Here is a 25,603-nt window from a genome sequence, read left to right on the forward strand (position 1 = left end):
TATGACAGAGTAATTAGTTCAAAAAATCGAAGTAATTAAGAGATAAGGAAACGGCAATGACAAAAGAAAACTTTTTAAACAAATATTAATTTACTTGTGCTTTCGTTGAATACGAAAATGGAGACAAAAGACCAAGTTGTAAAGTGATTTACAGCATTTAGTAATATCAGCCAAGGTTTTAAAATTATAGTGATTTCTTACGTTCAAAATAGTGTGAGAAGTTTTTTGCATTTATTACTTTATATTTAGACAATAACACTTTAATATGGACAAATCATTAAAATTTGATATCTTCAGATTTCACCTACTTCCAATCACAATGAAGCAAACATCTCTCTTTGGAGAAGATATATCTTATGAAGAACTAGTTCAGAAAAAAAATCAAGTATTCAATAAATTTATTGAGGATTTACAGAATCTAGATACTGGATTACCTTTAGAATTATTTAGTCAAGAGGACGATAGTTTTTTATTTCGAATAGCAAATCCTAAAAAGACAATTATTTACAAGAATTTTAAAGAAATTGTAGAGAACACTGAACCATATGTTTATTTAGCTGTCAACACAAATGATAATGTTCAAAAAATAGGTATTAGTCATAACCCCGAAGCATTTAGTACAACTACGGTTACAAAAAATAATATACTTAAAATATTCAATAAGTACTTGAATCAGAACAGTCTGAGTATTGAGGTTGAACAAATTTTTGAAGAAAATAAGTTTTGGAATGTAGCAAAGAAATACGAAGGACGTATCAAACTAATCGACTTTGAAATAATAAAGCCTAATATGTCAAGGATTTCACAATCCATTAAGGCTACTTTAAAACCTCTTATTCAAAATACAAATAGTCATAAAACTCACGTAAAACTTTCTGCACCTGAGCAGGGTGTGTTAGAAAATATTGATAAAAAAAATAAGCAGGTGGAAGGGTTAGTTAGCTACTCTAGCGAAGGTGGTGGAAATATAACAATGAAAGTTTCTGGCTTGAAAAGTAGAATTAAGACTAAAAATATGGCGAAAACGAAAAAGATTAACGAACTTCAACTTAAAGGCTCACACGAGCAAATTATAAAAGTTTGGAAAGATATTGTAGAATAGATGATTGAACAAATTAAAGATATAGCTCTCTTTATAGTACTGGGGTTAATAATTAATTTATTATCATTTTTTCTGTCGAACGATTATTTAATAAAATATCTTTTAGATAATCTGATTACTATTCAACTTACATTGTTGGCAATAAACACCGCCACATCTGGATTGGTCGTATCAAAGATGCAAGATATCATAAAAGAAAATCCTCAACTAAATTTAAAGCCAATATCAAAATCTTTGCTTGATTCTCTTAAAGAGCAGATTATCTTGATAGTTGTTGCAATTGGATTACTCATTATCATCGACAGTCAAATTACAGAGAAATTAATTTATACAAACTTTATTGACTTTAGTTTAGAAGTTCTGCTAATCGCAGTCTTCATTAACTCGATTCAGATATTATGGGACACAGGAAAGGCTATTTTCATAATGATTGATATCACGGATTTAGAGTAAAACGTGCATCTTATCTGCTCTAAGTCTAATTTGGGCAAGCCATTTACGATGTCAACGGTTTGAACACTATCATTAATGATACTCAGTAATAAATCGAGAATATATCGAGGGTTCTCATTTTCAATACACCAATTTTTAGAGTCATTCTTTATAAAAGATTTCTTAACGACTTTTACCTGATACCTGACCAGTATTCACTCTGTGACATACTTTTAATCAACTAAGTATTGATAAGTTCTAGTTCATATATGCTCTATTACAATACTAGAGTTATAGAATTTAGTATCCTTCTGATTTCTTTTGGAAAATTTAAGTTTATACAAAAAGATATATTCCTTTCATACCTAGAGAACGTGCGAACAAATAATTCAATTTAATAAAAGAGTCAAAACATCAAAAATCAATAAAATACAGTGTAAAAACTCACTATATTTCAATGGCATTTACTAGATTAGTGCATAACTTAAAAAAAGGTTTAAAATGAACCGAATAAAAGAAGTTCTTAAAGACAAAGGAATTAGTCAAACTTGGCTTGCAGACAAAATGGGTAAAAGTTATAATACGATTAATGAATATGCCCGTAACAAGAGACAGCCGAGTATTGAAGCCCTTTTTGAAATTGCTGAAATATTAAATATGGAAGCAAAAGAACTAATTGAGAAACGAGATTTGAAAGAAAATAAATGAATTTAGATACACAAAGTTTACAACCTATTATCAATTTTATCTGGACAGTAGCAGATGATGTATTGATAAATAAATACCTAGAAAACCAATACCAAGATGTTATTTTACCGATGACGGTTTTAAGACGTTTAGATTTGGCTCTAGAACCAACCAAAGACCAAGTACTAAAAACATACAATGAGTTCAAAAGTAAAATGGATAATCTTTCTGGGTTATTAACAAGTAAAGACCACGGTTCTGGATTAGAGTTTTATAATACGTCTCCCTACACAATGAAGATGTTATTGGACGACCCAAAAAATATAGACTCAAACTTTTTGGATTATCTAAACGGATTCTCCGAAAACGTTCAAGACATTATTCAAAAATTTAAGTTTCGTAATCAACTAGAAACATTTGAAACCACAGGAATTACATTTTCTTTACTTGAAAAATTCTGTAGCCCAAAGGTAGAATTGCGCCCAGAGAAAATTTCTCCAATGGCAATGGGATATATGTTTGAAGACTTAATCCGTAGATTCAACGAAAAAACCAATGCAGCCGCAGGACGACACTTTACACCTAGAGAAATTATTGAGTTAATGACTCATTTGGTCTATTTACCAGTAAAAGATAAAATACAAAAAGGAACGTACTTGGTGTACGACCCTTGTGCTGGTTCTGGTGCAATGCTTACACAATCTAAAAAGTTTGCCACAAATCCAGAAGGTGAAATAAAAAGTAAAGCAAGCTTTCATTTGTACGGACAAGAAAACACTGGCGAAATGTATGCGGTTTGTAAATCGGATATGCTCCTAAAAGGAGAAGACCCTGACAAAATACAATTTGGCTCTACACTTAGTAAATATGGTTTTGACCCTAACCTGAAGTTTAACTTTATGCTGACCAATCCTCCTTATGGAACGAGTTGGAAAGAAGACCAAAAAGAGCTGAACGTAGGTACAGCAAAAAAAATAGAAATAAACGATACCCGTTTTAACTTAGAAATTAAAAACTTTAAAGGAGAGTTAGAAAAACAATGTTTGACTTCTCGTAGTAATGACGGGCAGTTAATGTTTATGCTGCACATGTTGTCTAAAATGAAAGACCCTAAGGATGGAGGTAGTCGTATTGCTTCTGTACACAATGGTTCTGCTATTTTTACAGGTAGTGCAGGTAGTGGAGAAAGTGGTATACGACAATATATTTTAGAAAACGATTTGCTAGAATGTATCATTCAATTGCCAAATGCTATGTTTTACAATACAGGTATAGCTACTTATGTTTGGATATTAAGCAATAACAAAAGCCCTGAGCGAAGGGGTAAAGTGCAATTGATTAATGCTTCTTCTGAAAAGTTTTATAGCAAAATGCGTAAGGCATTGGGAAGTAAAAGCAATGAGTTGAAGCCGAATCACATATTAGATATTCAAGATATTTATTTCACTTTTGAAGAAAACGAATATTCTAAAATATTTGACAATGAGGATTTTGGATATTACCAAATAACAACTCATCAGCCAGAAAAAGACTTTAATGGGAAAATTGTTAAAGACAGTAAAGGAAATCCTAAATCAGACAAAGATTTAAAGGACACTGAAAACGTACCAATGAAAGAAAATATTAACGACTATTTTGCACGTGAAGTATTACCTTTTACTGACAATGCTTGGTATGATACGAAGAAAATGAAAGTAGGATATGAAATACCTTTTAACAAATATTTCTATCAATATAAAGCCCTACGACCTTTAAATGATATTGCGGCAGATATTTTGACTTTAGAAAATGAAACAGATGGTTTATTAAAAGAAATAATAGACTAATGAAAAAATATCCAAAACAAAAAGATAGTGGTATCGCTTGGTTAAGGGAAATTCCTGAGCAATGGAGAATAGAATCTTTTAAAAACATTCTAACTGAAAGAAACGAAAAAAACAACCCTGTTCGTACAAAAGAAATTCTCTCACTTTCCATAAACAAAGGAGTTACTTTATATGCTGAAAAAACTACAAATTTAGACCGTTTTAAAGATGATGTAACTAAATATAAGTTAGCTCATAAAGGTGATTTAGTACTCAATAGTATGAATATGATTGTGGGTGCAGTTGGTGTTTCAGACTATTTTGGTTGCGTAAGCCCAGTTTATTATACTTTTTATGGAAATAATAATGATACCTACACTACCAGATTTTATGAATATTTATTTAGAACTAAAACTGTGCAAAGTGTTTTGTATAGTCTTGGAAGAGGTTTAATTGCTATTGATAGAGGTGAAGGAAAATACAACACTTTAAGATTAAAAGTTTCAAGAGATGACTTACGTTCAATGAGATTACCATTTCCAAATATCTCCGAACAAATCGCTATAGTTAGTTACCTTGATTTTAAAACAGAAAAAATAAACCGTTTTATTGCTAAGAAAAAACAGTTAATACAATTACTTACAGAGCAAAAATCAGCGATTATAAACAAGACTGTTACTAGAGGAATAAACCCAGAAGTAAAACTAAAAACTTCTGCTGTTGAATGGCTAGGTGATATTCCTCAGCATTGGGAAGTTAAACCTTTGAAATATTATGTTACTTATAATGATGAAGCATTACCAAATAGCACAAATAAGAATTTAAAACTAAATTATATAGATATAAGTAATGTGAATAAAGATGGAGAGATAGACGAAATAATTGAATATACTTTCCAAGATGCTCCTTCAAGAGCAAGAAGGATTGTAAAAAAAGGAGACGTAATTCTCTCCACAGTAAGAACCTATTTAAAAGCGATAGCAAAGATTGAAGATGATAAAGACGTTATTGTATCTACAGGTTTTGCCGTTTTAAGACCTAAACATAATATAGATTCTGAATTTCTAAATTCTGCTGTTAGAGCAAATTATTTTATTGAAGAGGTTTGTGCAAATTCCTTTGGAGTTAGTTACCCTGCAATAAATGCAAGTGACTTAGTTACATTGAAATTAGCAGTTCCTAATTCTATTCAAGAACAAAAAAAAATTTCACATTTCATAAAAACAGAAACTACCAAAATAGACAAAACCATTTCTACTATAGAAAAGGAAATATCATTAGTAGAAGAATACAAAGCAGCATTGATAGTAGAAGCCGTTACAGGTAAAATAGATGTAAGAGATTTTAAGGTTCCTGTTAAAGAAGAATCTTTGGCAATGGTAGCGGAAGAAGCTGAAAATTATAATAAAGCAAATTAACAATGAGTAAAACCACTAACACAAAAGAAAACGGCTTTGAAAAGCACATTGTAGACCATTTAATAAATACAAATGGATATGTATTGCGTATATCACAAGATTATGACAACGTAAATTGTGTAGATAGTGAACTCTTGTTTCAATTTTTAGATGCTACCCAACCAAAAGCAGTAGAAAAACTAAAACGCTACCATAAAGAACTGTATCAGCAAAAAATAATTAAACGCATTAACGACCAAATAAAGCTAAAAGGTGTTATTGAAGTATTGCGTAAAGGCGTTACAGACGGGTTTACAGATACTAAAGTCCATTTGTTTTACGACAAACCAGTTTCTAATTACAACACTAAAAACAACAAGTTATATCAAGCAAATATTTTTTCGGTTATTCGTCAAGTTTACTATTCTACAAAAAACAAAAACTCTTTAGATGTAGTTAATTTTATAAATGGTTTGCCAATTATAAGTTTTGAGCTTAAAAACGAACTTACCAATCAAAATGTAAAACACGCCATAAAGCAATACAAAACAGACCGTGACCCTAATGAGGAGTTGTTTCGTCTGGGTAGAATGGTTGTAAATTTTGCTGTAGACACAGAAGAAGTTTGGATGTGTACACAGCTAAAAGGAGACAGCTCTTATTTTTTGCCTTTCAATAAAGGAAATAATAACGGAGCAGGAAACGAACCCAATGGTGGTATAAAAACAGACTACTTGTGGAAAGAGATTTTGACTAAAGAAACTCTTACTGACATTCTTCAAAACTATGCTAAGTTAATTACAGAAGAGAAAGAATACAAAGATGCTAAGGGCAAGAAGAAAATAAAGAAATCTAAAAAATTAATCTTTCCTCGTTTTCATCAGTTAAATGCAGTTTCTCGATTATTAGTAGATGCGCAAGAAAAAGGAGCTGGTCAAAAATATTTAATACAACATTCGGCAGGTTCAGGTAAGAGTAATTCCATTTCTTGGTTGGCGCACCAATTGGTTGGTTTGCACGATAAATCTGGTTCAAAGACAATTTTTGATACCGTTATTGTTATCACAGACCGTAGAGTTTTAGACAAACAAATACGAGAAAACATAAAGCAATACCAACAAGTAAAAGGTGTTGTACAAGCCATCACGGAGGGTAGTAAGCAATTAAAAACTGCTTTAGAAGAAGGTAAAAAAATCATAATTACTACTATTCAAAAATTCCCACATATTGTTGAGGATATTGGTGATTTACCGAGTAATAATTTTGGAATCATTATAGACGAAGCGCATAGTAGTTTGAGCGGACAGATGGCTCGTAAATTGAATGAAACACTCGCCAATGTTTCAGATGAAGAACAGCTTCAAAGTGATTTAGAAGATTATGACGAAAAAGAAGATGATGAAGTAACGGGGGAAGATTTTATCAGAGCAATGGTAAAAGCTCGTAAACTATTACCTAATGCAAGTTATTTTGCTTTTACCGCTACACCAAAAAACAAAACCTTAGAGTTATTTGGCGAACCATTTGAACAAGATGGGAAAACCAAATACAGGGCATTTCATTTGTACTCAATGAAACAAGCCATAGAAGAAGGGTTCATCAAAGATGTATTGCTCAATTATACAACGTACCAAAGCTTTTATGCTTTGCTGAAAAAGATAGAAGACGACCCAGAGTACGATAAGAAAAAGGCTCAAAAGAAATTGAAAGCTTATGTTGAAGGTCACGACCACGCCATTAAGAAGAAAACTGTTTTGATGATTAATCACTTTATAGATAATGTGGTTAAGAAGAAAAAAATGGGTAATAAGGCAAAGGCTATGATGGTTACGAGTAGCAGAGCTAAAGCGGTACAATACAAACACGCTTTCGATAATTATCTGAAATCCATCAATAGTCCATACAAAGCAGTTGTTGGTTTTTCTGGGGAAATAGATGGAGAAACAGAATCTAGTTTAAACGGTTTTCCGAGCGGTAACATTCCTGAGGAATTTGAAAAAGATGAATACAAGTTTTTATTGGTTGCTAATAAGTTCCAAACTGGATTTGACCAACCACTACTTCACACTATGTATGTAGACAAGAAATTAGGTGGTGTAAACGCAGTACAGACCTTATCTAGACTAAATAGAAGTCACCAGTTAAAAACAGACACTTTTGTTTTAGATTTTGCTAATTCTTCTGAGGATATAGAAAAGGCATTTAAGCCCTATTTTGAAAATACAATTTTAGGAGAGGCTACAGACCCAAATAAGTTATTTGATTTACAAGATGCTTTAGACAATTATCAAGTCTATTCTAGAGAGCAAGTAGAAGAATTTTCCAATAAGATTCTAGCAAATGTAACTGTAGACCAACTACACGACATTTTAGACCAGTCTAGTGCGGTATTTAGAGAAGATTTAGAAGAAGAGCAACAAGCGGATTTTAGAGCTAAAGTAAAGACCTATGTGCGATTGTATATTTTTCTATCACAAATTGTAGACTTTGAAAATGCGTATTTAGAACGTCTATATATTTTCTTAAATCATTTGCAAAACAAATTGGGAACAGAAGCTGAACCTGATTTTTCACAAGGTGTTTTAGATAATATAGATATGGATAGTTACCGCTTACAATTGGAGGCTACCACAAATATAGCAATGGAACAAGGAGAAGATTTACTGCCTATTCCAACAGAAATGAGAGGTGGCACAACTGACCCAGAAATTGACCAATTATCAAACATTATTCAAACTTTTAATGACCGCTACGGAACTGAGTTTGAAGATGCTGATAAGGTGAGGCAAATGGCTGAAAGCATCGTCAATGGAGTAGCTAAGAATAAAGATATGCTAAACTCTATTGAGCATTCTGATGAACAGAACGCAAGAATCACGAGTGATAAAATAGCACAAGACGAATTACTAAAGCATGTTACTACTAACTTTGATTTTTATAAAGTAATAAATGATAATCCTGAAGCTAAAGAGGAATTTAATTCTATGGTTTTCAACATGGTGAAAGAAATAGCAAGAAAATCACTCTAAGTTAGCAACTATGCGTTTAAAAAAGAATTCTAAATTAACATTCTCTGAAATCACTAATTTAAAAGAATCTTTTATCGAAAAGGGGTGGGATAAATTCTTAGGTTTTGATGCCTTCTTCGATAATTATTGTGATTTTTTAGAAGAATTGAATAAAGAGCAGTGTCAATTAATAGGTGAACTAACTGATGACTTTTTATGGATTCCAGATATTTCATACTTTGAAAATCTAATTATCGCACTGAATAAATTAACTCAATTTGAACATCTTAATTTTGATAAGATATATATCGTCCCAATATTAAGTAACAAAGATAGAAAGAAAAATAAGCCTAAAAGTTCTACAAAAGTAGCTTATGAGTTTCAAAGTACCCTCTTAAATTTTGATGATAGATTTGGCGATTCAGAATTCATTGTAATTAATAATTATGAAACTCTTCCAAAAAAATCAAAAATTGAAGGTAACAATCACCCTGTAATTCTTGTTGATGACTTCATTGGCACTGGTGAAAGTGCCATTACAGCATTAAGTGAACTTTTAGCTGTAAGACAATATTCAAATAAGCACTTATTTTTTTTAACTTTAGTAGGTCAAGAAAAAGGTTTACATGCATTAAAAGCTAAAGGATATAATGTAGCATATAGTATTCTTAGAAAAATGGGGTTGGATGATAAATACGTAGGAGCGGAATTACAGCGAAATAAAGATATAATGAATAGTATCGAAGATGTGTTGGAAAAAGACTTGAATTTTGAAAGGATAAAATATTCCTTCGGATATAAAAACTCTCAGTCTCTTGTTTCGATGGTAAGAACGCCTAACAATACTTTTCCGTTGTATTGGTTTTCACCTAAACTAAATGATAATAAAAAAAGGAAAGCTCCTTTCCCAAGATAGAATATGGAAATATCAACAATTATTAAAATTTTACTTCTCGTAAAAAATAATGGAAATATCTCAGAGCTATTAAAAGATGGTTACACTTACGGTCAAATAGCACGAATGACAAACGAGTGCATGGATGAAGGTTTTCTTGAAAAAGATGTCAACCAAATTAAAGTGTCCACTAAAGGTTTAGGATATTTAGATGAGAAATTTGCTAAAAAAAATAAGTTTGGAAGTGAAAGTTGGATAGTACCAGAGGAAAAAAGTAAAATTATGCAATTAGGTAAAAATGAGATATATTTACCCAATAGAAAAGAACTTGATTTTTAGAATTCTGAATGGTGAGTCACCATTTATTTAGAGAACTTACTTTCAAGCAAAACAACTTAAAATAAAGATTCAATCCGTAGGTATTCATCTTTTTTTTAAGTTGTTTTATCAGAACGGGGGCTTTTTTCAAGTCCCCCGTTCATAAGGAAAATCAATGAAAAATTTTGAGTCTTACAAATCCGAGTTTACTAAAAGGGCTTATAACGAAGGATTTTCAAGTGATGAGATATCCAAATGTCTTAATTATTCGGAAACGCTTTTAAAAAAGAATCTACCTATTATATTTAATTCATCTCATCTTTCTGCATTAGTTGGATACAATAAGGATTATTTAAATAGAGTATCTAAAGTAAATAAAACTTCATATTTCTACAGGGATTATTATATCCCAAAAAAGAATGGAGAAAAGCGTTTGATAAGGGAACCTTTACCCAGTTTAAAACAAATTCAGAGATGGCTACTTGATAACCTTTTTATAAAATTACCTATTAGTCCTTATGCTAAAGCTTACAGAGCTAAGAAAGGCATTCGAGACCATGTTAGGTATCATAAGAAAGAAGAAGTTGTAATAACAATGGACATCGAAAAGTTCTTTGATAATTTAGAATCAGGTTTAATAGTTAATATACTTTTATCAAAAGGTTACTCATTTCAGGTAGCCAATTTGATAACTAAAATATGTACATTAAATGATGTATTACCGCAAGGCGCACCTACTAGCCCAGCAATTTCGAATATATTGTTATACGAGTTTGACAACGAGATTTCCAAATACACAAATAGTAAAGGTTTAAAGTACACTCGTTACGCTGATGATTTAGCATTTTCAGGAAGCATACAAGACGTTGACACTCTTATTAAAATAGTAAAAGAGAACTTAGCAAAAATTAATTTGAAAATAAATCATTCTAAAACTAGGGTGATGTCTAAAAAAGCAAGACAAATTATATCTGGGATTGTCGTAAATGACAAAATTCAAGTGCCAAGAAAAGACAGAGATGACCTTAGACAGGCAATGTATTACATTGAGAAATTCAGTTTGGAAGAACACCTAAAGAAAATTGACTGTAATAAAGCAAATTACATAGAACATCTACTGGGTAAAGCGAATTATATGCTTAAAATAAATCCTAAAGATGAAAAGATAAAAGTTATTTATAACAAATTGAAGGTCATGAAAACTGGATGATAGAATCTAAATCATATAGAAATCTTTAATTTAAATCTCAACAATACCTAAGTAAAGAATAGTACCCACTGTGATTTTTAGCTTTTACGTCTTTTAAGCGTGCTATTATAGAACCGTTAACATAACGTAAGACGACCAAAAATATCATTTAATTGAGGTTTAAAAACCCTTTCACTAGAAGCGTGAAAGAATTATAAGCGACTAAAGCATACATTAATGCTAAGAAAATATAATTCAGCTTCTTTAAAAATTTAAAAGGTTTTTATTTATCGGAATAGGTTTAAAAATTTCTCCCACATATTTTTGGGCGGTAATTGTTTGTAGGTAGTTATGTATTCACCACATCCCTCGCATAAAAGAGGCAAGTTATCAGGATACATATTAAAATTTCCAGCACAATTTTTACAAAATTCAGCCATATGTCTTTATAATTTAAGTTGTGATTTTACATATCTACTTACGGAATCACTTAAAGATGGCTCTAACTCATCAAGTTTTTGGATGTCATCCCAAAAAGAGTCCAAGATGCATAGCTCATCATACTGATACACCTGCCATTCACTGATCTTAGTTTCCTTTATACTTTTCAGGAAATTCATCTTTTTGACTCGCTCCTGCTTATCGATACTAAGTTCTCCTAAATTCACGAAGAAATCAAGGAACACTAAGTCTGATAGTGAGGTGTCATAACGACACGCCTTTTCTATATAATCTATATCACTCATTAGGTTAAACTCCAAGTGACTTCACCTATCTCAAGTTCGTTCTGCATTTTAAAATCAATCCACGAGATACCGCCTTCTATAGAGTTGAGCTCTACGGTAAATCCTGAATGAGTTTCCTCTTCAAAGTTTATTTGAGTTCCATTAGCGATTTCTTGATTCAATAATTTGTATTGCTCTTCTGAAAGCTCTATTTTTAATTCCCTCATTATGGATAATTTAATATTTTAGTTAAGTAATCTACTTATTTGTATTGAGTTAAATTTATAACCTCTGGAAGTTAAAAATCCATTTTCATTTAAGTCATCTGCAATACTTTGAAGAGTAAAACCTTTTTCCCTTAAAACCTTAGCATAACTGCTCGCTCTTCTATTATTTTGATTAAGTTGTTTTTTAAATCTCATCGATAGCGCACCTTTACGTCTACCCTCATTAGTCAAATTATTTGGACTTCCTAATTTGAAGCCTTGTTCCTTTTTTACTTTTAAAGCTGCTTTCGTTCGTTCACTAATCTTCTGTCGTTCATCCTTCGCAATAGCCAATTTTAAATTCTTTAAGAGCTCATTATCATTTGGCGAGTCGGACTCGATGTAACTAACTCCTAGGTCTTCCAAACGGACGGCTATCTTAAACCCACTTCTAGATAATCGGTCTAGCTTCTTCACAATAAGAGTAGCTTTATTTGTTTGGCAAGCAATAATTGCTTTATTAAGATTCTCTCTGTTATTGTCACTACCTGATTTAATATCGGTGAATGATTCAACTAATACTCCACTAGTTGATTTTATATATTTCAAAATAGAGTCTTTCTGCGATTGAAGACCTAAACCTGATATTCCCTGTTCTTTTGTAGAAACCCTGTAGTAAGCAATAAACTTCTTCATATTTATAAAGATAATCATTTTATAACAAAACTGAAACCACCGTTTATGATTTGTTACAAGTAATAAATCTGATTGTATTTGTCACGACAACTCGATAAATATTAAAACTATTTTTGGAATGAATTTGAGAAAAACCTAAGGATTTAAAACTGTAGGTCTATCTTTAGTATTAAGTAGTCATTTTTAATTGTAAAAAAATATACAAAATGACTTAAAAAGAATACTATTGAAATTATACGTTTAAGAGTAACTCTATCAATAGATTAACTGTCTTAATATATGTATATTAAATAAATATTATTATAAAATACCCCAATTTCAGAAAAGACCTAACACAGTTGCCATAACCGCCTAATGGTCTTGTTTTTATATTTTAAGTATAAATTGAGCTTTTTGAAATTTAGAAACGCAAACCATATATAAAGTAAAGAATTATTAATGATACAATTAATAGATAGAAAACATATCAAGTCTGACGGTATAATGAAATTAATATCAGATAATGGCTTATTATCTCAACGCACTCAGAAAGAACTGATGAGGATTCCTTGTATTAGAACTAGAACTATTCTACTACAATTTACTATTCTTCGAAAGCAAGTAGATAACAAAGTACAAACTTTTCTTCCTCCCAATGAGCTTAAAGAACTTGTAACCAATTTATTGAAGGAAAATGAAAATTACTATAAACAGCTGGAACTGGAAAAATCTAAAAGTATAGCCATATATCGTAACCAAGAAATGAAGAGTTTAGGTCTTACTATGAAGGCATATGCTAAAAGACTAGGTATCAGCTACTCCCATTTGAAAAGGCTACAGAGTCTTCATATAAAGCCCAAATCATACGATTTCAAAAGTATAATAGACACTCACAAAAGAATTACAAGGCTACAAATAAGCTTAAAAGAGTATGCCAGACGAGAAGGAATAAGCTATATAAAGCTTTACAGAGAACAACAGATAATGAAATTACCCTCAATTATTTTAAAAGATATCGAATCTGGTAAAATAGATTTAAAGACCGCTAAATATTATTTAAAGTTACCTAGAAGTAACAGAGAACAAGTATTCAAAAAGAATTATCATTTAATGTATGATAAGAAAGAACTACAACAACATCTTGAAAGGGAATCCAATAAATTAAAATGAAGCATGGAATTGAAATATATAAATCCAAAAAAAGGTTCTCAAATTATTATGTATGAAGGATGCTCAAAACGTCTAAACACTGTGAAAAATCATCATAAGTTTAAACTTCAAAAAAAATGTACCATAATAAATTTCAACTTAAAAACTGACAGTTTTGAAAATTTTGAATGGTCATTTTATGAGTCAATTGAGTCTTTGAAAAAGTTAGTTAAGAATAAAGATTTCAAATACATAATTATTGATAAATGGTACTTATCAGCAATGTTCCAGATGAACTATAAAGGAATATTAAAAAATAATTTTCAAAATGAAAATGAGCTTGATGTTTACATAAAAAATATCGAGAAAGAGATGTACCGTAAATTTAATTTTATTAAAATCATTACCATTCTAGACAAGTCTCTATCGAAGAGTAAATTTTTACATAATAGTATTGACTTTTTCGATGATGAAGTCTATATAAAAAGGGACTTAATAATCAAAGATATCTTTGAACACGGTAAAACATCACTCTCACTTGCAGAAGATGACAAAGACTACTTAAATGATTATCTATATCTATTACTACAAAACCGATTTTTCATTGAGTATAGTTCATTTCATAAAAAGAACTCCTACGTGTACTTGATAAAAAACAATTCATTAAATCCTAAAAATATATCAGGTTACTTGTCAAAATTCACACAAACAAAACCAACAAAATCCAAAATAAAAACTAATGCAGAAAAGTAATGAAACACCTTTATTCGGAAGGTTATACCAAGAAAATGCTTACGGAAAAAAGCTGTTTGATTATATCGGAGAATCGAAGATAGGGAGCGAGATACCTTATTTCTATGACCTTGCAAGAAAAAACTTGTTAGGCGTGGTAACTACTAAGATATATTTTAATATCTCTGAGTTGTTTCTACAGGAAGATATGTTCATTAATAATATATTCGTTTACAAGTATGCAAGCTTTCTTCAAGCTCACAACATTAACAGAGATATATCTATAGAAGAAGTATATCAATTATCAACCCTCCTAGATAAGGATAGCGCTCAGCATCCAGATACTGATGAGTTCAGACACGCATACTTTAATGACAAGGAGAAACAGAACTTTTATATATCTAGAAAGACCAAATTTTTAGAATTTATTTATTCTTTAGACTTGAATGATTTAGAATTTAGAAGAAGGGTCAAAGATGTTTTATATAATAGCACACAGCGAGAGGTTAACACCCTTAACCCTTATGTAATTAGCAAAGAAAATAATCCCGATTTAGGGATGGCTACTAAAGTTTTTACTCAATTAAAAGAGTACAATATTACACTGCAAACTTTAGAAAATAATTTATTGAATTCTCTTGACGATTTCAAAAGTTCCTTGTTTCTATTGGATAACAGACTATATAAGGTCGATGAAACCCTTGAATATTATGATTTGGAAAATCCAGATGATAAAATCAATAGATTAGACTTTGTTAAAGATAGCGAAGAGATTATTAATAAGAAATATAGAAGACTACTTAAAAAAAGAAATTCTGCATCAGAGGACTACTTAGATGCAATTAACAAGCAAGTAAAGTACGTAAAGGAAATTTATTTGAAAAGACAAGGAGTTACAAGGGATGGAGATACTTTTATCCTTTGTGAATCATCAAATGGATACATAATATTTAATCTTCGAATTGCAAACAACAATACTTCAAAACTCAATGTCGAAGTATTTTTACTAAATAGACAGCATCAGCAAATTGGTTATCTCGATAACTATGAAATTTTCGCTGCCTCTCGAAGTTTTCGTAAATCATATTCGGATAAATTAGAAGTTTTAGATAAAGTTTTAAACGAAACTTTGACTAAAATCTTCACAAACTACCAAGTAATTTCGATTTCAAAATATAGCAATTTCAAGTATCTGTTTTTGACTTTATCTTCATCAACACATAACTGTTTGGTTTTTCCTATGTACCAACAAAAAAAGCAACTTGAAATAGTAAATGAATTGGTTTATTACAACCGACTTGAAGAATATATTGAAGAATTAAAAATTTCTTTCGTTCAAAATGGTAGTGTATTAATACAAAATTATGACGAAATTCAACATATGAAATCTTATTTAGAGTATGAAGAGATTAAAAGGTATGAATTTGAATTACATGCGTATTTTCATTCATTTAGAATAAAGGATTTTACTTCAAAATATGATACTATAGAGTCGAGTAAAGTATTGATAAAAAATAATGAAAAGTCTATAGAGAATAGACGTCGTAAAGACTTAAAACGATCTGAAATAGAGGGTTTGAAAAGAGATAAAAAGAACAACAAACTACTAAAAAAAATAACCCAAGAGCAATTAAGAAATTTACCATATACGAATGGTCTTCATAAGGATGTTTTAAGTCTTAAATATAATAACGAGAATGTATTAACCGAGAAATATTGTATGGTAAATTATCTAAATTATTTAATAAAAGGAAATGATAGAGACTTAATTATGTATTTAAAAAGTGAAGTATTCAGAACTTTAACTTTAGGTGAAGCTGAAAGACTTTTACAGCTTAAAAAAGAAGCAGAAAACGGGAATATTGCTGATGATGACCTAGAGTATGGTTATCTAAAAAACGTAAAAATCATAGATTTTGATAAATCCAATGAAAGTATGCAATTCTCAAAAAAAATAAAGCGATTCAAAGAACGACGTTACCCTAACATCCCTAATGTTATTTGACAGCATCATGAAGAAAAATGAACTCACCATTATCAAAAGGATAAAGTATAGAATATAAAAGTTGCTGTCCAAATAAATCCTGAGCCTTCGATAATGCAATATCTCTTAAAGATTTGTAATCAAAATTTTTTGGAGTAAACGCTGTTATTTTTCCTGATGGATAAACTTTAAAACATACAGTTTTTCTGTTAGTAAAAACAACATTATATAAAATTTCATTCTTTCCGTAGAATGTAGTGAACTGATAATTCATATTCTCAAAAATAATTAAAGCCACTCTATTTTAGAGTGGCTTTTTTATGGATAGACGTTTAATCAAAGACCAAGTATCTCAACAGAGCCGTCAAGCAACTGCTTGAAATCTGTGTAATCCTCAATTTCTTTGTAATCGAAGTGTTGTGATATGCTCCATAAAACGTCCTTGTCCCATCCTTTTAGCCTTTTTAATCTTTCATTGTAGGCTATCCCTGTTTTGCAGTCTTTCGTCCATTGAGCTAGTCTTGTAGTGGTCATTGTACCATTGTTATATGCAGATATATGTTTTGATAGTTTAGTTCCTATTACGTCAGCTTCTGGCATGGTACTTTTGAACTTCTTTAGTGAACTAGCAATTTGGTCTACGTGAGCCTTAGACGGGTCTTTCAAAATATTTCTTGTCATATAAACAGTTATACCATTAACCTTAAAGCGATTGCCTTCACCATCTTTAATGATTGTATACCCGTAATTTTCTATCTTCTTTAGTGCTACAGAATAGTCAACGATGAACTCATATCTTTCCAATAAAATTGAAGGTTCTGGGAGGTATAAATCGCCTGTTCTGCTATTGACGATTACTGTTTTGACTGTGTTCGAGTGGTCTGGTATCTCACTTTTTGTCCATTCTTTTATTTCATCTTTCAGGTTTTGACCGTCATCTTGGTCATACCTTATAAAAGTCTTATTTGAAACATAAAACTCCCCATTTAGCTCTGAAAGACGATTTTTCGTAACGTCTAAAATTAACTTTGTAAATTTAATGGTAGAATCCGATTTTACGATTTTTGTATCAAACTCTGGATAATGTCTTAACCTGTATTTTAAGTCCCTTAGCAAACCTTTATCAGTATCAACACTTCTCATCATAGGCTGAACATTGTAGCCACTAATTGAATAAGTCAAATCACTAAGGTACTTTTGCAGTTGTTCACCTTTGTATTTAGCTTTGTCTTTGTCTATGTTGTAAATAAAAACATTAAGTCCTATTTGGTCTGCTATCTTCTGTGCATTTTCAAGATATTTTTTCTTTACATTAAAAACAGAAGTATCACTTCTAAAGGAATTGATATTGTTTATAATCTGAAACTTTGATTTTATCTCCTGATACTTGGGATTAACGGTTTTTACAGTGTCTAATTTAGAGACTTCAACTGTTCTATTCTCTATTCTAAATATATCAACTTTATAATCGTATTCTTCAAGAAATGCCTTGGTTCGCTCAGGTGTGATACTGACTGTGTCTGTTTGTGCATTAGCGAAGAAGGTTGTAAAAGTAACAACACTGAAGATTACAATGCCCTTTTTAAAGAAATTCATCATTATTTGATTGTCGATTAGAGAAGCTAAAATTTGTTCTAACATTTAATTTTATTTCAATTTGCTTACATTAATTCAATTTATAAACTTTGGATATTATTTTGTTGCTATAATTTGACGTACGTCTCTTCTATAAGCACATTTCCATCCATGAACGTAAAGCGTAAAGTTTCATCAGTGAGCTCTACTACTTCATAAGTATCTGTATCTCCATCTAGAGAAAGTGTAAGAGTATCATTTAGTAAAGAGTATGTGCCAGCTTCAAATCGCTCATCGCAGAAGTCATCAAATTCTCGTTCTGTTACCATTCCATTGACTTCAAAAGTATAAAGCTCCCGCTCACCGTTGCATATAGTCTGAGAAGTGCTATCTACACCATCAAATGATACATTCGATTCTTCCCAAACACCTAATAAAAGATTTGTATGGTTGGAAGGTTGTTCTGATTTGCCATCATCGGTTGAACATGAAGTTATTGTGATTACACAAATAACTATACTGATTAATTTTAAGTGTTTCATATTAAAAATTGTGTTTTCAAAAATAACCAAATAATACTTATACGGAGTTATGTATACGGTTCTTTATAGCCTATTTTTTGTTAGCATCTTGTTTTTTATGAAAAAACGAGTTCGTAAAAATGCAATGCCTGTTATAGTCATTGAATTAGGAAAGAAAATCAGAGAAATTAGGGAAAGTAAAAAAATGTCTACGATGGAACTAGCGTTCTCTATAGGAATCGAAGCTCAACACCTAAGAAGATATGAAACTGGAAAGCAAGAAATGAAAATAAGTATGCTCGAAAAAATAGCGAATGGCTTGCAAATGTCTATAGGAGAATTGATTGAATATGAACTAATCAAAAAAAAGGACGATATTTAAAAACGGTTTTATTCATTTACGATATTTCAGGAATCCCATTGTTCTTGGAATTGTCGCTTATTGAAGTTTCCGTTACTCAATCCATAGCTACTAATACTTTGTAAGACAAAATTCGAGTAGTTTACTAAGGTCATAGTCAACTATTATTTATTGAAATGAAAAAGACTCTTTTTGTCAACATATATAGTCTGGAATTTCTTTTGTTTATTAATATATCTATTTGATAGACCCTCTTTTTTAAGATGACTAACTAAATTTTCATTCATCGAGGACATCTGCTTTAAGTAGTTAAATATACTATCATTTATATCATCTACTTGGTTTACTTTACCAATAAATTCAAATTTCTCGATACTCTTACCATTCATTCGTTCAGCCACCCATAGCACTTTTTCTTTATCCTCCAAATCAATATTTTTATATGAAATACTTAATTTGAGAAAAACTGACTTATCTTCTCTAATTGTAGAATCAATAACTATTTCATCTAAGATTTGATGTATAGCTTCCTGCAAGCTTTCAAAATCATTCATCAAATCATTCGATTTAATTTTTTTCTTAATTTCTTTGTAGTTGTTCAATCCCTTTTTTGATGATAAGTCATCAATTTTAGCTTGAATTTTCATTTGTGTATCTATGCCAATTTCAAGCTCTCGCTTTGTTTTTTTGTACAGGTCTAAAATCGTCTCGTCACCTTCTAGTTCATCGGCTAAGTATTTTGCATACTTATTTTTTTTTCTACTAAGTATGGATATTTTAGAAATAATTTCACTCAACTCATAATTTAAAGTTTTGAGTTTATCACTATTATTAAGCACCTCTTCAAGGTGGTTAATAAGATTTTTACTTTCGAATAAATGCTGAATTATGAAACTATCTAGACGAGGGATGTTAATACTGGCAGAGCCGCAATTCATGGTCGCTTCTCGTTTACTGCTACACATATAGTAATTCTCTCTACCGTGTTTTTTATAGCGACCGTATAAGTTTCTTCCACATTTACATCTCAACTTACCTTTTAAGAGATACTTATGTTTTCCCTCAAAACTTCTAAAGTTTTTCCTTTTTTTAAATAAATTTTGAACCTTATAAAAGTCAATATCGTTAATTATGATGGGACATGCGAAAGTTTTCTCACCATATGTTCTGGTACCAACATACCATTTATTTTGCAACATATCGGTGACCGTTTTTGCAGCCCAAACTATATCTTTTTTGCTTTTTCTGCTGACCTCCTTAGTATATTTGTTCTTGGTTTTGAGCGTTCCTTCGTAGTTATGGTATCTCGTTGGTATCTTGTCAAGATTGAGTTTCGTCGCAATCCGTTTTCCTCCCCATCCTTTTAGTGCTAATTTGAAAATCAATTCAACCACTTTGCTCTCTTCTTCATAAATCTCTAGTTTTTGATTCTCATCGGTGCGATAACCGTATGGTACAATGCCCCATACTTTCCCCTTTTCAGCATTGTCATGAAGTACTCTTTTTATCTTCTTTCTAGATGCCCCTGCATAGTAAGCATTAAATGCGGATAGGATACTTGTGTTAAGCAATGTCTGGGGGTCATTAAAATCCAACTGTTCTTTACTTCCGAAATAAACTAATACATTCGATTTTTTGACTGCATCAAGAAAAATGAAATAAACCATACTATTTCTGTCAAGTCTGTCTTGACTTCGCATCCATACGGCAGATATATTTTTGGAAGTATCCGAGATATCTGATATTAACTTTGAAAGAACAGGACGTTCGGTTATATCATTAGTACCACTTACACCAGCTCCTTCATCGTACAGTTCATACTGTAAAGACATTTCCTTTGCAAACTGTATTCCTTCTCGTTTTTGGTAGTCTATTGATTTACTTTCACTCTCGACAGAGAGTCTTGTATAGATGGCTAGCATTGCTTGATTTTATCTAGTAAAGATAAAGATTTACAACACCCCCACAAAATTACTTTTCTCATCTGATATGGTATGATGTGGACTGCGGAATGGGCGTTGTGCCATCAATCCTACTTTTTCTTGAGTACGACCGGCAACGCTATGAATTTTTGTCGTCTCTAATGCCTCATGTAATGTCATAGGTGGTAAGATGGACGGTAGTCTTTTTGCTAGCATTGTTTTTCCTGCACCTGGTGGTCCTATCAGGATAATGTTGTGTCCACCGGCTGCAGCTATTTCCATACATCGTTTAATAGATTCCTGTCCTTTAACATCTGCAAAGTCAAATTCTGGATGCTCTAAAGCCTGAAAGAACTCATCTCTAGTATCAACTATGGTAGGTTCTAGTGGCTTGCCTTCATTAAAAAAGTTTATCACTTGTGATATATTATCAACGCCATAAACTTCTAGTCCATCAACAATAGCAGCCTCGCGAGCATTTTGTGCCGGCAGTATAAATCCTTTATACTTCTCTTCTCTAGCTTTTATGGCAATGGGTAAAGCGCCTTTTATGGGTTGTAAGCTACCATCTAGAGATAACTCACCCATAATAAGATATTGGTCTACTTCGTCTGCTTTAATTTGTCCAGAGGATATTAATATACCTATGGCAAGTGTTAAATCATAAGCACTTCCTTCTTTACGTAAGTCTGCCGGCGCCATGTTAATAGTGATTTTCTTACCTGGCAGCTTATATCCTACATTAGACAATGCTGCTGCGATACGATAAGAGCTCTCGCTAATCGCTTTATCTGGTAACCCGACGAGGTGATATCCTATTCCTTTTACACTATTAACCTCTACTGTAATAGTTGTTGCTTCTACACCAAAAACGGCGCTTCCATAGACTTTTGTGAGCATATTATAGGTTTATGGTTTAAAAGTAGGAAATTTAACAGAAGTATTATAAATCTAATATATAGTAATACAAAGAATGGGACCTAAGTCCCATTCTTGCGGTTAATGTGTTGCTAATGCAGGTAATTTGATTACCCTAAATTGATGAAGTGATACATTTTCCCCCGAAAACTAGACGATCCATAACCATCAAAACAATTAGCAAAACTTATTAAAAACACTCAATTCAAATACTATTCCTTTTTAAAAAGGAAAGCAGAAATGAGGCGCTAGCCCCATTTCCTTTCCCCTTTAAATACTCTGTATACAGAGTGTGTAATTTCAAGTTCAACTCATAAACCTTTTCCCCTACAAAACTGAATAAAAGAAGAACTCTAGCTTAATTACAATCCAAAGTTATGCATACCTCATCGTTCATGAAATAGGTATAAATACCTGTTTTTGTATATTGAACAAATAGTGCGAAATAGAAAATGAGGCCGAAGCCTCACTTTCATTGCCTTAGAATATGATTCTTGAAGGTTAAATAAGTAGTTTTCAAACAGAATCAGAAGAGTCTCTCGGTTTTCCCTACAAAAACAAGAAAATCACCTGGTTAAAACTACTTACTTAAATATACAATATTTATATCGATTAACAAACTGAAAATCAATACTTATTAAGGTCATTAAATAGTAAATGAGGCCTAAGCCTCATTTACATTTTTCTAAAAATAAATTTTTGATGCGTCAAAAATTTATTTTAGTGTTCAAAGTTGAGATATCTTCTTGGTTTCCCCTACAAAATCAAAAAGAGTCTTCAACTTCTCTTATTTACTTATTTTACTTGTTCAAATTTATACAGTTTAAGAGGTGTACACAATAGGTATAAATACCTGTTTTTTGATAGAAAATCAAATTTTGACTGTGATAATGGCATTCTGTATGGCATAAGCCACAAGTCCAGCGACGTTTCTCATTTTTGTCTTAACCAATAAATTATTGCGATGCCCATCCACCGTGCGTTTAGAAACACAAAGTTGTTCTCCAATTTCGGCAGTTGTAAATTGCTCACAAATTAACTGTAATACATCTAATTCTCGTGGCGTTAATAAATTATGATCTAGTGTGCTGCGCTTATAATTTCCATCTTGAGAATTATCCTGTAATATGCGTAAAACATTTTTATCATAATAAAATCCTTTTGCCGCGACTTCTCTGATGGTAAGCTCAACTTGTGCAGGCGTGGTGTTTTTCACTAAATATGACGCGGCTCCTACACCTAACATATTAGAAATAAACACATCTGTATTGTAACTACTTAATGCGATAACACTTAGTTCTGGAAAAAGTTCTTTGATCTTTTTAGTAGCTTCTACTCCATTTAATTCTGGCATTTTAAGATCGGTAACTACTACATCTGGTAATGGCGATTGAGTAGAAAGTTGATTTACGAGATCCTGTCCATTTGTTGCTGTAAAAACCACATTAAAATCTGGAATTCTTTGCAACATAAAACTTAAGGTATCTAGAAATAAACTCTCATCATCTGCTAGGGCGATGTTTATCATATGGGTTTAAGTTTTAGGGAATTTAAAAGTATATGTAACACCATTACCATCACTAGTTTCTAGGTGATAGATTCCATTTAATAGGTCTACTCTACTGCTTATATTACTAGTTCCTAGACCTATTTGAGCATTATCCTGAAAACCTATTCCATTATCACTATAGGTAATTAGTCGATTATGTTCTTCTTCATGAAGTACTATGGATACTTTATCTGACTGTGCATATTTAATGGTATTATTGAGTAACTCTTGTATGACACGATACACATGTAATTGTGAATCAGGATTTAACTGCTCTTCATTCCAGTCACAGGAGAAATGAATATCAATTTTATCACCTTTAATACTCTTAACAACCTCTGTAAGTGCTGCACATAAACCAAATTTCTCAAGTACTGGAGGCAAAAGGTTATGAGCTATTTTACGTGCGTTTTCTAATGTTTTACCTGTTGCTGTTTCAATACGAGAAATCAACATTTCACGCTCTTCAACAGATAAAGATTCTTCCTTAAGCATGTTAGTATTCATGGCTATCACGTTCAATTTTGCACTGATCTCATCGTGCAAGTCTCTCGCGATGCGCTGTCTTTCTTTTTCTTGAGTTACAAGTGTAGCAGACATGACATCTTTTTGAGCTTTAATTTGAGTGTCCCTTACTTCCAGATCAGCTTCTGTGATACGCTTCCGCGAAAGCAGGAAAAAAATAACCATACCTATAGAAAATAGAATAATAAAAATCATCAACCCTATAGCTATATAGTTAATCGATGTATTTGAGATTTGAAGTATAACAGGCATTCGTAAATAAATAAGGTATGTAAAATTGTTAATGGTAAAACATGAAGAGTTCTGAGTAGAATTTTCACATCTGGAGGAACGCCTTCGTAAAACTGCATCGTCATAAAAAAGATCAAAGTTGTTCCTAGCATTATAAATAAACCAATATTAATAAAAGGATAGCCCATTTTATTTTTAAGTAATTCTATAAAATAATATGCACTAAAAAACAATAATAAAGGTATAGTCATTAAAGGTAACCAAACTGAGAATTCTAATATCCATGATGGATTAAAAATATATGGTATGATACCGATTATTAAAACTATGATTACCGAAGATTTAAAATATTTAGTAAAAACAGGACAGTCGATTACTTTCTTAAAGAAATAAGATAAAAAGACAAATTGCAAAATAGTGAAAAGAAAGAAAAAGGGAGCATTTGTTTTCTCACCTAAAACTAGAAAATAATCCCAAGTAATCATTTTACTCATGACCTCAGTAAATGCGCCAGCCATAAGGTATAAAAAGATAGGCTTGAAATCATTTTTCCCCATACTTATCGCTATAGTATAAAATAAAAAAGCGAGAATCAGTAGGGTTTTATAAACTGTAGAAAGATGGTCTAAAAATGACTCCATTAGTTAATCATACATTACTGCTGTAAACGTTGTAGCTTCATAACGTCATTTTCTTTAAAATATAAATATGATTCTAACAAAAACATGACATACATAATAATTAAAACCACTCTATTAATGGACTCTCTAAAAAACCAAACTTCAAGATCAACACCTACATAAGTACCATTTACAGCACTAGATATTAAAAAACTACCCGACACTAAGAAAATCCCTGTTGTGATATAAGGATAACCATCTCTAGCTTTCAACAATTGAATAAAATAAACCATCGAAGCTATGATGATAGCTGACATTAAAGAGAAAGCTAACCATGGATCATTTTCTAACCAATAATGTTTTAATCTTGATTGAGAAAAAATACCTATTACCGCACAAGTGGAAAATAGATAAACAAAATATCTTTTTGTTGCCTTACTTTTTTGAACACTGTATAAAAAGAACCCAAAAGTTAAGAAAGAAGTCCATTTATAAACATGACCAACTATCGCATTATTTTGTTCTCCCATAATTAATAAGTGGTGCTCACGTATTAAATATGTAAAGAATTCACATAAGATACCTATGATTAAACAAATAGTAATAGGTAAAAACTTTCTGGCACCATAAACAATTGATACTGAAAACACAATCGTAGTCAGTATCAATAGTAAATAGTATAAATCAGCAATGAAATCTGAAAAAGACAATGTTTAAATCTAATTTAAAGGACTTGATGAATCTCCATTAGGCGGAATACTGCTCGAATTATCGTAGATATAATATCCATTCTCTGCATCTATCAAGTCTTTACCGTCGCTCCCTACAGCCACTAACATTACTTTTGCCACGCCGCCGGTTCCTGGTTCAGTAAGACCTAAGTAAATTCTACAATCTACTCCGTTTTCTCCAGTTACCTGAGAAAGGTCACTTCCTGGAACTAAAAATCCTTGTAAACCATCTGTTTGTGCTTGGATCCACTCTTTACCAGATGCTTTCCAGTTGCTACGCCATTGTTGGGCTTGTTCTAATGGGATTGTGTTTTCTGACATAATACTCTAAAATTAATTGGGGTTA

General features: G+C 31.5%; 25 protein-coding genes and 1 pseudogene. 13 read left to right on the plus strand and 13 right to left on the minus strand.

Annotation, left to right across the window (positions count from 1 at the left end; translation table 11 throughout):
• Nucleotides 1–265: 265 nt before the first annotated feature.
• From IL45_RS04595 to IL45_RS04635, 9 genes are all read left to right on the plus strand, one after another.
• Nucleotides 266–1,102: a hypothetical protein gene (locus IL45_RS04595; RefSeq protein WP_036580897.1), complete on the plus strand. Its 837-nt coding sequence runs from the start codon at nucleotides 266–268 to the stop codon at nucleotides 1,100–1,102.
• Nucleotides 1,103–1,555: a hypothetical protein gene (locus IL45_RS04600; protein ID WP_036580900.1), complete on the plus strand. Its 453-nt coding sequence runs from the start codon at nucleotides 1,103–1,105 to the stop codon at nucleotides 1,553–1,555.
• Between the two features lie 480 nt (nucleotides 1,556–2,035).
• The gene (locus tag IL45_RS04605) at nucleotides 2,036–2,242 is read left to right on the plus strand and encodes a helix-turn-helix domain-containing protein (RefSeq protein WP_036580901.1); all 207 of its coding nucleotides are present in this window, start codon (nucleotides 2,036–2,038) and stop codon (nucleotides 2,240–2,242) included.
• Entirely contained in the window at nucleotides 2,239–4,047 is a 1,809-nt protein-coding gene (locus tag IL45_RS04610; RefSeq protein ID WP_036580904.1) for a type I restriction-modification system subunit M, read from the plus strand. The genes IL45_RS04605 and IL45_RS04610 overlap by 4 nt, the downstream gene beginning before the upstream one ends.
• Nucleotides 4,047–5,444: a restriction endonuclease subunit S gene (locus tag IL45_RS04615; RefSeq protein ID WP_051788651.1), complete on the plus strand. Its 1,398-nt coding sequence runs from the start codon at nucleotides 4,047–4,049 to the stop codon at nucleotides 5,442–5,444. Before IL45_RS04610 ends, IL45_RS04615 begins: the two co-directional genes overlap by 1 nt.
• A 2-nt stretch (nucleotides 5,445–5,446) precedes the next feature.
• The gene (locus tag IL45_RS04620; protein WP_036580907.1) at nucleotides 5,447–8,452 is read left to right on the plus strand and encodes a type I restriction endonuclease subunit R; all 3,006 of its coding nucleotides are present in this window, start codon (nucleotides 5,447–5,449) and stop codon (nucleotides 8,450–8,452) included.
• Between the two features lie 10 nt (nucleotides 8,453–8,462).
• Nucleotides 8,463–9,347: a phosphoribosyltransferase-like protein gene (locus IL45_RS04625; RefSeq protein ID WP_036580909.1), complete on the plus strand. Its 885-nt coding sequence runs from the start codon at nucleotides 8,463–8,465 to the stop codon at nucleotides 9,345–9,347.
• A gap of 3 nt (nucleotides 9,348–9,350) precedes the next feature.
• The gene (locus IL45_RS04630) at nucleotides 9,351–9,665 is read left to right on the plus strand and encodes a hypothetical protein (protein ID WP_036580910.1); all 315 of its coding nucleotides are present in this window, start codon (nucleotides 9,351–9,353) and stop codon (nucleotides 9,663–9,665) included.
• A 154-nt stretch (nucleotides 9,666–9,819) separates the two neighbouring features.
• Nucleotides 9,820–10,854, plus strand: coding sequence for a reverse transcriptase family protein (locus IL45_RS04635; RefSeq protein WP_036580912.1), 1,035 nt, complete (start codon nucleotides 9,820–9,822; stop codon nucleotides 10,852–10,854).
• 425 nt (nucleotides 10,855–11,279) lie between these two features.
• Here the strand turns inward: IL45_RS04635 and IL45_RS04640 are convergent, their stop codons facing one another.
• Genes IL45_RS04640 through IL45_RS04650 form a run of 3 tightly spaced genes read right to left on the minus strand, consistent with a single transcriptional unit; the run spans nucleotide 11,280 to nucleotide 12,460 of the window.
• Entirely contained in the window at nucleotides 11,280–11,594 is a 315-nt protein-coding gene (locus tag IL45_RS04640) for a hypothetical protein (RefSeq protein WP_152550762.1), read from the minus strand.
• Nucleotides 11,579–11,785: a hypothetical protein gene (locus IL45_RS04645; protein WP_036580918.1), complete on the minus strand. Its 207-nt coding sequence runs from the start codon at nucleotides 11,783–11,785 to the stop codon at nucleotides 11,579–11,581. The genes IL45_RS04640 and IL45_RS04645 overlap by 16 nt, the downstream gene beginning before the upstream one ends.
• An 18-nt stretch (nucleotides 11,786–11,803) precedes the next feature.
• Nucleotides 11,804–12,460, minus strand: coding sequence for a recombinase family protein (locus tag IL45_RS04650; RefSeq protein WP_160165386.1), 657 nt, complete (start codon nucleotides 12,458–12,460; stop codon nucleotides 11,804–11,806).
• A gap of 438 nt (nucleotides 12,461–12,898) precedes the next feature.
• On the opposite strand from IL45_RS04650, the gene IL45_RS04655 reads away from it, so the two are divergent.
• From IL45_RS04655 to IL45_RS04665, 3 genes are read left to right on the plus strand one after another with little or no spacing between them, the layout of a single operon-like run.
• Nucleotides 12,899–13,609 carry a hypothetical protein gene (locus IL45_RS04655; protein WP_036580923.1) on the plus strand — a complete coding sequence of 237 codons (711 nt, stop codon included), beginning with the start codon at nucleotides 12,899–12,901 and terminating at the stop codon, nucleotides 13,607–13,609.
• Between the two features lie 3 nt (nucleotides 13,610–13,612).
• Complete coding sequence (locus IL45_RS04660; protein ID WP_036580926.1) at nucleotides 13,613–14,341, plus strand: hypothetical protein; 729 nt, start codon at nucleotides 13,613–13,615, stop codon at nucleotides 14,339–14,341.
• Nucleotides 14,328–16,325 carry a hypothetical protein gene (locus IL45_RS04665; RefSeq protein ID WP_036580930.1) on the plus strand — a complete coding sequence of 666 codons (1,998 nt, stop codon included), beginning with the start codon at nucleotides 14,328–14,330 and terminating at the stop codon, nucleotides 16,323–16,325. The genes IL45_RS04660 and IL45_RS04665 overlap by 14 nt, the downstream gene beginning before the upstream one ends.
• Here the strand turns inward: IL45_RS04665 and IL45_RS04670 are convergent.
• The 3 genes from IL45_RS04670 to IL45_RS04680 all read right to left on the minus strand — a co-directional run bounded on the left by IL45_RS04670 (nucleotide 16,318) and on the right by IL45_RS04680 (nucleotide 18,421).
• A complete protein-coding gene (locus IL45_RS04670) occupies nucleotides 16,318–16,602 on the minus strand; it encodes a hypothetical protein (protein WP_152550763.1) in 285 nt (94 codons plus the stop codon). The genes IL45_RS04665 and IL45_RS04670 overlap by 8 nt on opposite strands.
• A gap of 38 nt (nucleotides 16,603–16,640) precedes the next feature.
• The gene (locus tag IL45_RS04675) at nucleotides 16,641–17,945 is read right to left on the minus strand and encodes a hypothetical protein (protein WP_036580935.1); all 1,305 of its coding nucleotides are present in this window, start codon (nucleotides 17,943–17,945) and stop codon (nucleotides 16,641–16,643) included.
• Between the two features lie 62 nt (nucleotides 17,946–18,007).
• Complete coding sequence (locus IL45_RS04680) at nucleotides 18,008–18,421, minus strand: lipocalin-like domain-containing protein (RefSeq protein ID WP_036580938.1); 414 nt, start codon at nucleotides 18,419–18,421, stop codon at nucleotides 18,008–18,010.
• 97 nt (nucleotides 18,422–18,518) lie between these two features.
• On the opposite strand from IL45_RS04680, the gene IL45_RS04685 reads away from it, so the two are divergent.
• On the plus strand, nucleotides 18,519–18,782 hold the full coding sequence (locus IL45_RS04685; protein ID WP_036580941.1) for a helix-turn-helix domain-containing protein: 264 nt from the start codon (nucleotides 18,519–18,521) through the stop codon (nucleotides 18,780–18,782).
• Nucleotides 18,783–18,925: 143 nt separating this feature from the next.
• On the opposite strand, the gene IL45_RS04690 is transcribed toward IL45_RS04685, so the two are convergent.
• The 7 genes and pseudogenes from IL45_RS04690 to IL45_RS04720 form a co-directional block, all read right to left on the minus strand.
• Nucleotides 18,926–20,683 (minus strand): recombinase family protein, encoded by a 1,758-nt coding sequence (locus IL45_RS04690; RefSeq protein ID WP_036580943.1) that lies wholly within the window; start codon nucleotides 20,681–20,683, stop codon nucleotides 18,926–18,928.
• 60 nt (nucleotides 20,684–20,743) lie between these two features.
• Nucleotides 20,744–21,583 (minus strand): annotated as a pseudogene (locus IL45_RS04695) (YifB family Mg chelatase-like AAA ATPase); the annotation flags it as partial.
• Nucleotides 21,584–22,472: 889 nt separating this feature from the next.
• On the minus strand, nucleotides 22,473–23,129 hold the full coding sequence (locus tag IL45_RS04700; protein WP_036580946.1) for a response regulator: 657 nt from the start codon (nucleotides 23,127–23,129) through the stop codon (nucleotides 22,473–22,475).
• A 6-nt stretch (nucleotides 23,130–23,135) separates the two neighbouring features.
• Nucleotides 23,136–23,870, minus strand: a complete 735-nt coding sequence (locus IL45_RS04705) for a sensor histidine kinase (protein WP_235183319.1) — start codon at nucleotides 23,868–23,870, stop codon at nucleotides 23,136–23,138.
• Between the two features lie 11 nt (nucleotides 23,871–23,881).
• Nucleotides 23,882–24,547 carry a hypothetical protein gene (locus tag IL45_RS04710; RefSeq protein WP_036580948.1) on the minus strand — a complete coding sequence of 222 codons (666 nt, stop codon included), beginning with the start codon at nucleotides 24,545–24,547 and terminating at the stop codon, nucleotides 23,882–23,884.
• A gap of 14 nt (nucleotides 24,548–24,561) precedes the next feature.
• Entirely contained in the window at nucleotides 24,562–25,236 is a 675-nt protein-coding gene (locus IL45_RS04715; protein WP_146128652.1) for a hypothetical protein, read from the minus strand.
• A gap of 9 nt (nucleotides 25,237–25,245) precedes the next feature.
• The gene (locus IL45_RS04720) at nucleotides 25,246–25,578 is read right to left on the minus strand and encodes a hypothetical protein (protein WP_036580953.1); all 333 of its coding nucleotides are present in this window, start codon (nucleotides 25,576–25,578) and stop codon (nucleotides 25,246–25,248) included.
• Between the last annotated feature and the right edge of the window lie 25 nt (nucleotides 25,579–25,603).

Origin of the sequence: Nonlabens ulvanivorans (assembly GCF_000732625.1) — a bacterium.
Taxonomy (GTDB): domain Bacteria; phylum Bacteroidota; class Bacteroidia; order Flavobacteriales; family Flavobacteriaceae; genus Nonlabens; species Nonlabens ulvanivorans.

Bases quoted from the DNA above. Each gene is read 5' to 3' on its own strand.
- IL45_RS04595 (WP_036580897.1), top strand. From the start codon at position 266: ATGGACAAATCATTAAAATTTGATATCTTCAGATTTCACCTACTTCCA.
- IL45_RS04600 (WP_036580900.1), top strand. From the start codon at position 1,103: ATGATTGAACAAATTAAAGATATAGCTCTCTTTATAGTACTGGGGTTA.
- IL45_RS04605 (WP_036580901.1), top strand. From the start codon at position 2,036: ATGAACCGAATAAAAGAAGTTCTTAAAGACAAAGGAATTAGTCAAACT.
- IL45_RS04610 (WP_036580904.1), top strand. From the start codon at position 2,239: ATGAATTTAGATACACAAAGTTTACAACCTATTATCAATTTTATCTGG.
- IL45_RS04615 (WP_051788651.1), top strand. From the start codon at position 4,047: ATGAAAAAATATCCAAAACAAAAAGATAGTGGTATCGCTTGGTTAAGG.
- IL45_RS04620 (WP_036580907.1), top strand. From the start codon at position 5,447: ATGAGTAAAACCACTAACACAAAAGAAAACGGCTTTGAAAAGCACATT.
- IL45_RS04625 (WP_036580909.1), top strand. From the start codon at position 8,463: ATGCGTTTAAAAAAGAATTCTAAATTAACATTCTCTGAAATCACTAAT.
- IL45_RS04630 (WP_036580910.1), top strand. From the start codon at position 9,351: ATGGAAATATCAACAATTATTAAAATTTTACTTCTCGTAAAAAATAAT.
- IL45_RS04635 (WP_036580912.1), top strand. From the start codon at position 9,820: ATGAAAAATTTTGAGTCTTACAAATCCGAGTTTACTAAAAGGGCTTAT.
- IL45_RS04645 (WP_036580918.1), bottom strand. From the start codon at position 11,785: ATGAGGGAATTAAAAATAGAGCTTTCAGAAGAGCAATACAAATTATTG.
- IL45_RS04650 (WP_160165386.1), bottom strand. From the start codon at position 12,460: ATGAAGAAGTTTATTGCTTACTACAGGGTTTCTACAAAAGAACAGGGA.
- IL45_RS04655 (WP_036580923.1), top strand. From the start codon at position 12,899: ATGATACAATTAATAGATAGAAAACATATCAAGTCTGACGGTATAATG.
- IL45_RS04660 (WP_036580926.1), top strand. From the start codon at position 13,613: ATGGAATTGAAATATATAAATCCAAAAAAAGGTTCTCAAATTATTATG.
- IL45_RS04665 (WP_036580930.1), top strand. From the start codon at position 14,328: ATGCAGAAAAGTAATGAAACACCTTTATTCGGAAGGTTATACCAAGAA.
- IL45_RS04675 (WP_036580935.1), bottom strand. From the start codon at position 17,945: ATGTTAGAACAAATTTTAGCTTCTCTAATCGACAATCAAATAATGATG.
- IL45_RS04680 (WP_036580938.1), bottom strand. From the start codon at position 18,421: ATGAAACACTTAAAATTAATCAGTATAGTTATTTGTGTAATCACAATA.
- IL45_RS04685 (WP_036580941.1), top strand. From the start codon at position 18,519: ATGAAAAAACGAGTTCGTAAAAATGCAATGCCTGTTATAGTCATTGAA.
- IL45_RS04690 (WP_036580943.1), bottom strand. From the start codon at position 20,683: ATGCTAGCCATCTATACAAGACTCTCTGTCGAGAGTGAAAGTAAATCA.
- IL45_RS04700 (WP_036580946.1), bottom strand. From the start codon at position 23,129: ATGATAAACATCGCCCTAGCAGATGATGAGAGTTTATTTCTAGATACC.
- IL45_RS04705 (WP_235183319.1), bottom strand. From the start codon at position 23,870: ATGATTTTTATTATTCTATTTTCTATAGGTATGGTTATTTTTTTCCTG.
- IL45_RS04710 (WP_036580948.1), bottom strand. From the start codon at position 24,547: ATGGAGTCATTTTTAGACCATCTTTCTACAGTTTATAAAACCCTACTG.
- IL45_RS04720 (WP_036580953.1), bottom strand. From the start codon at position 25,578: ATGTCAGAAAACACAATCCCATTAGAACAAGCCCAACAATGGCGTAGC.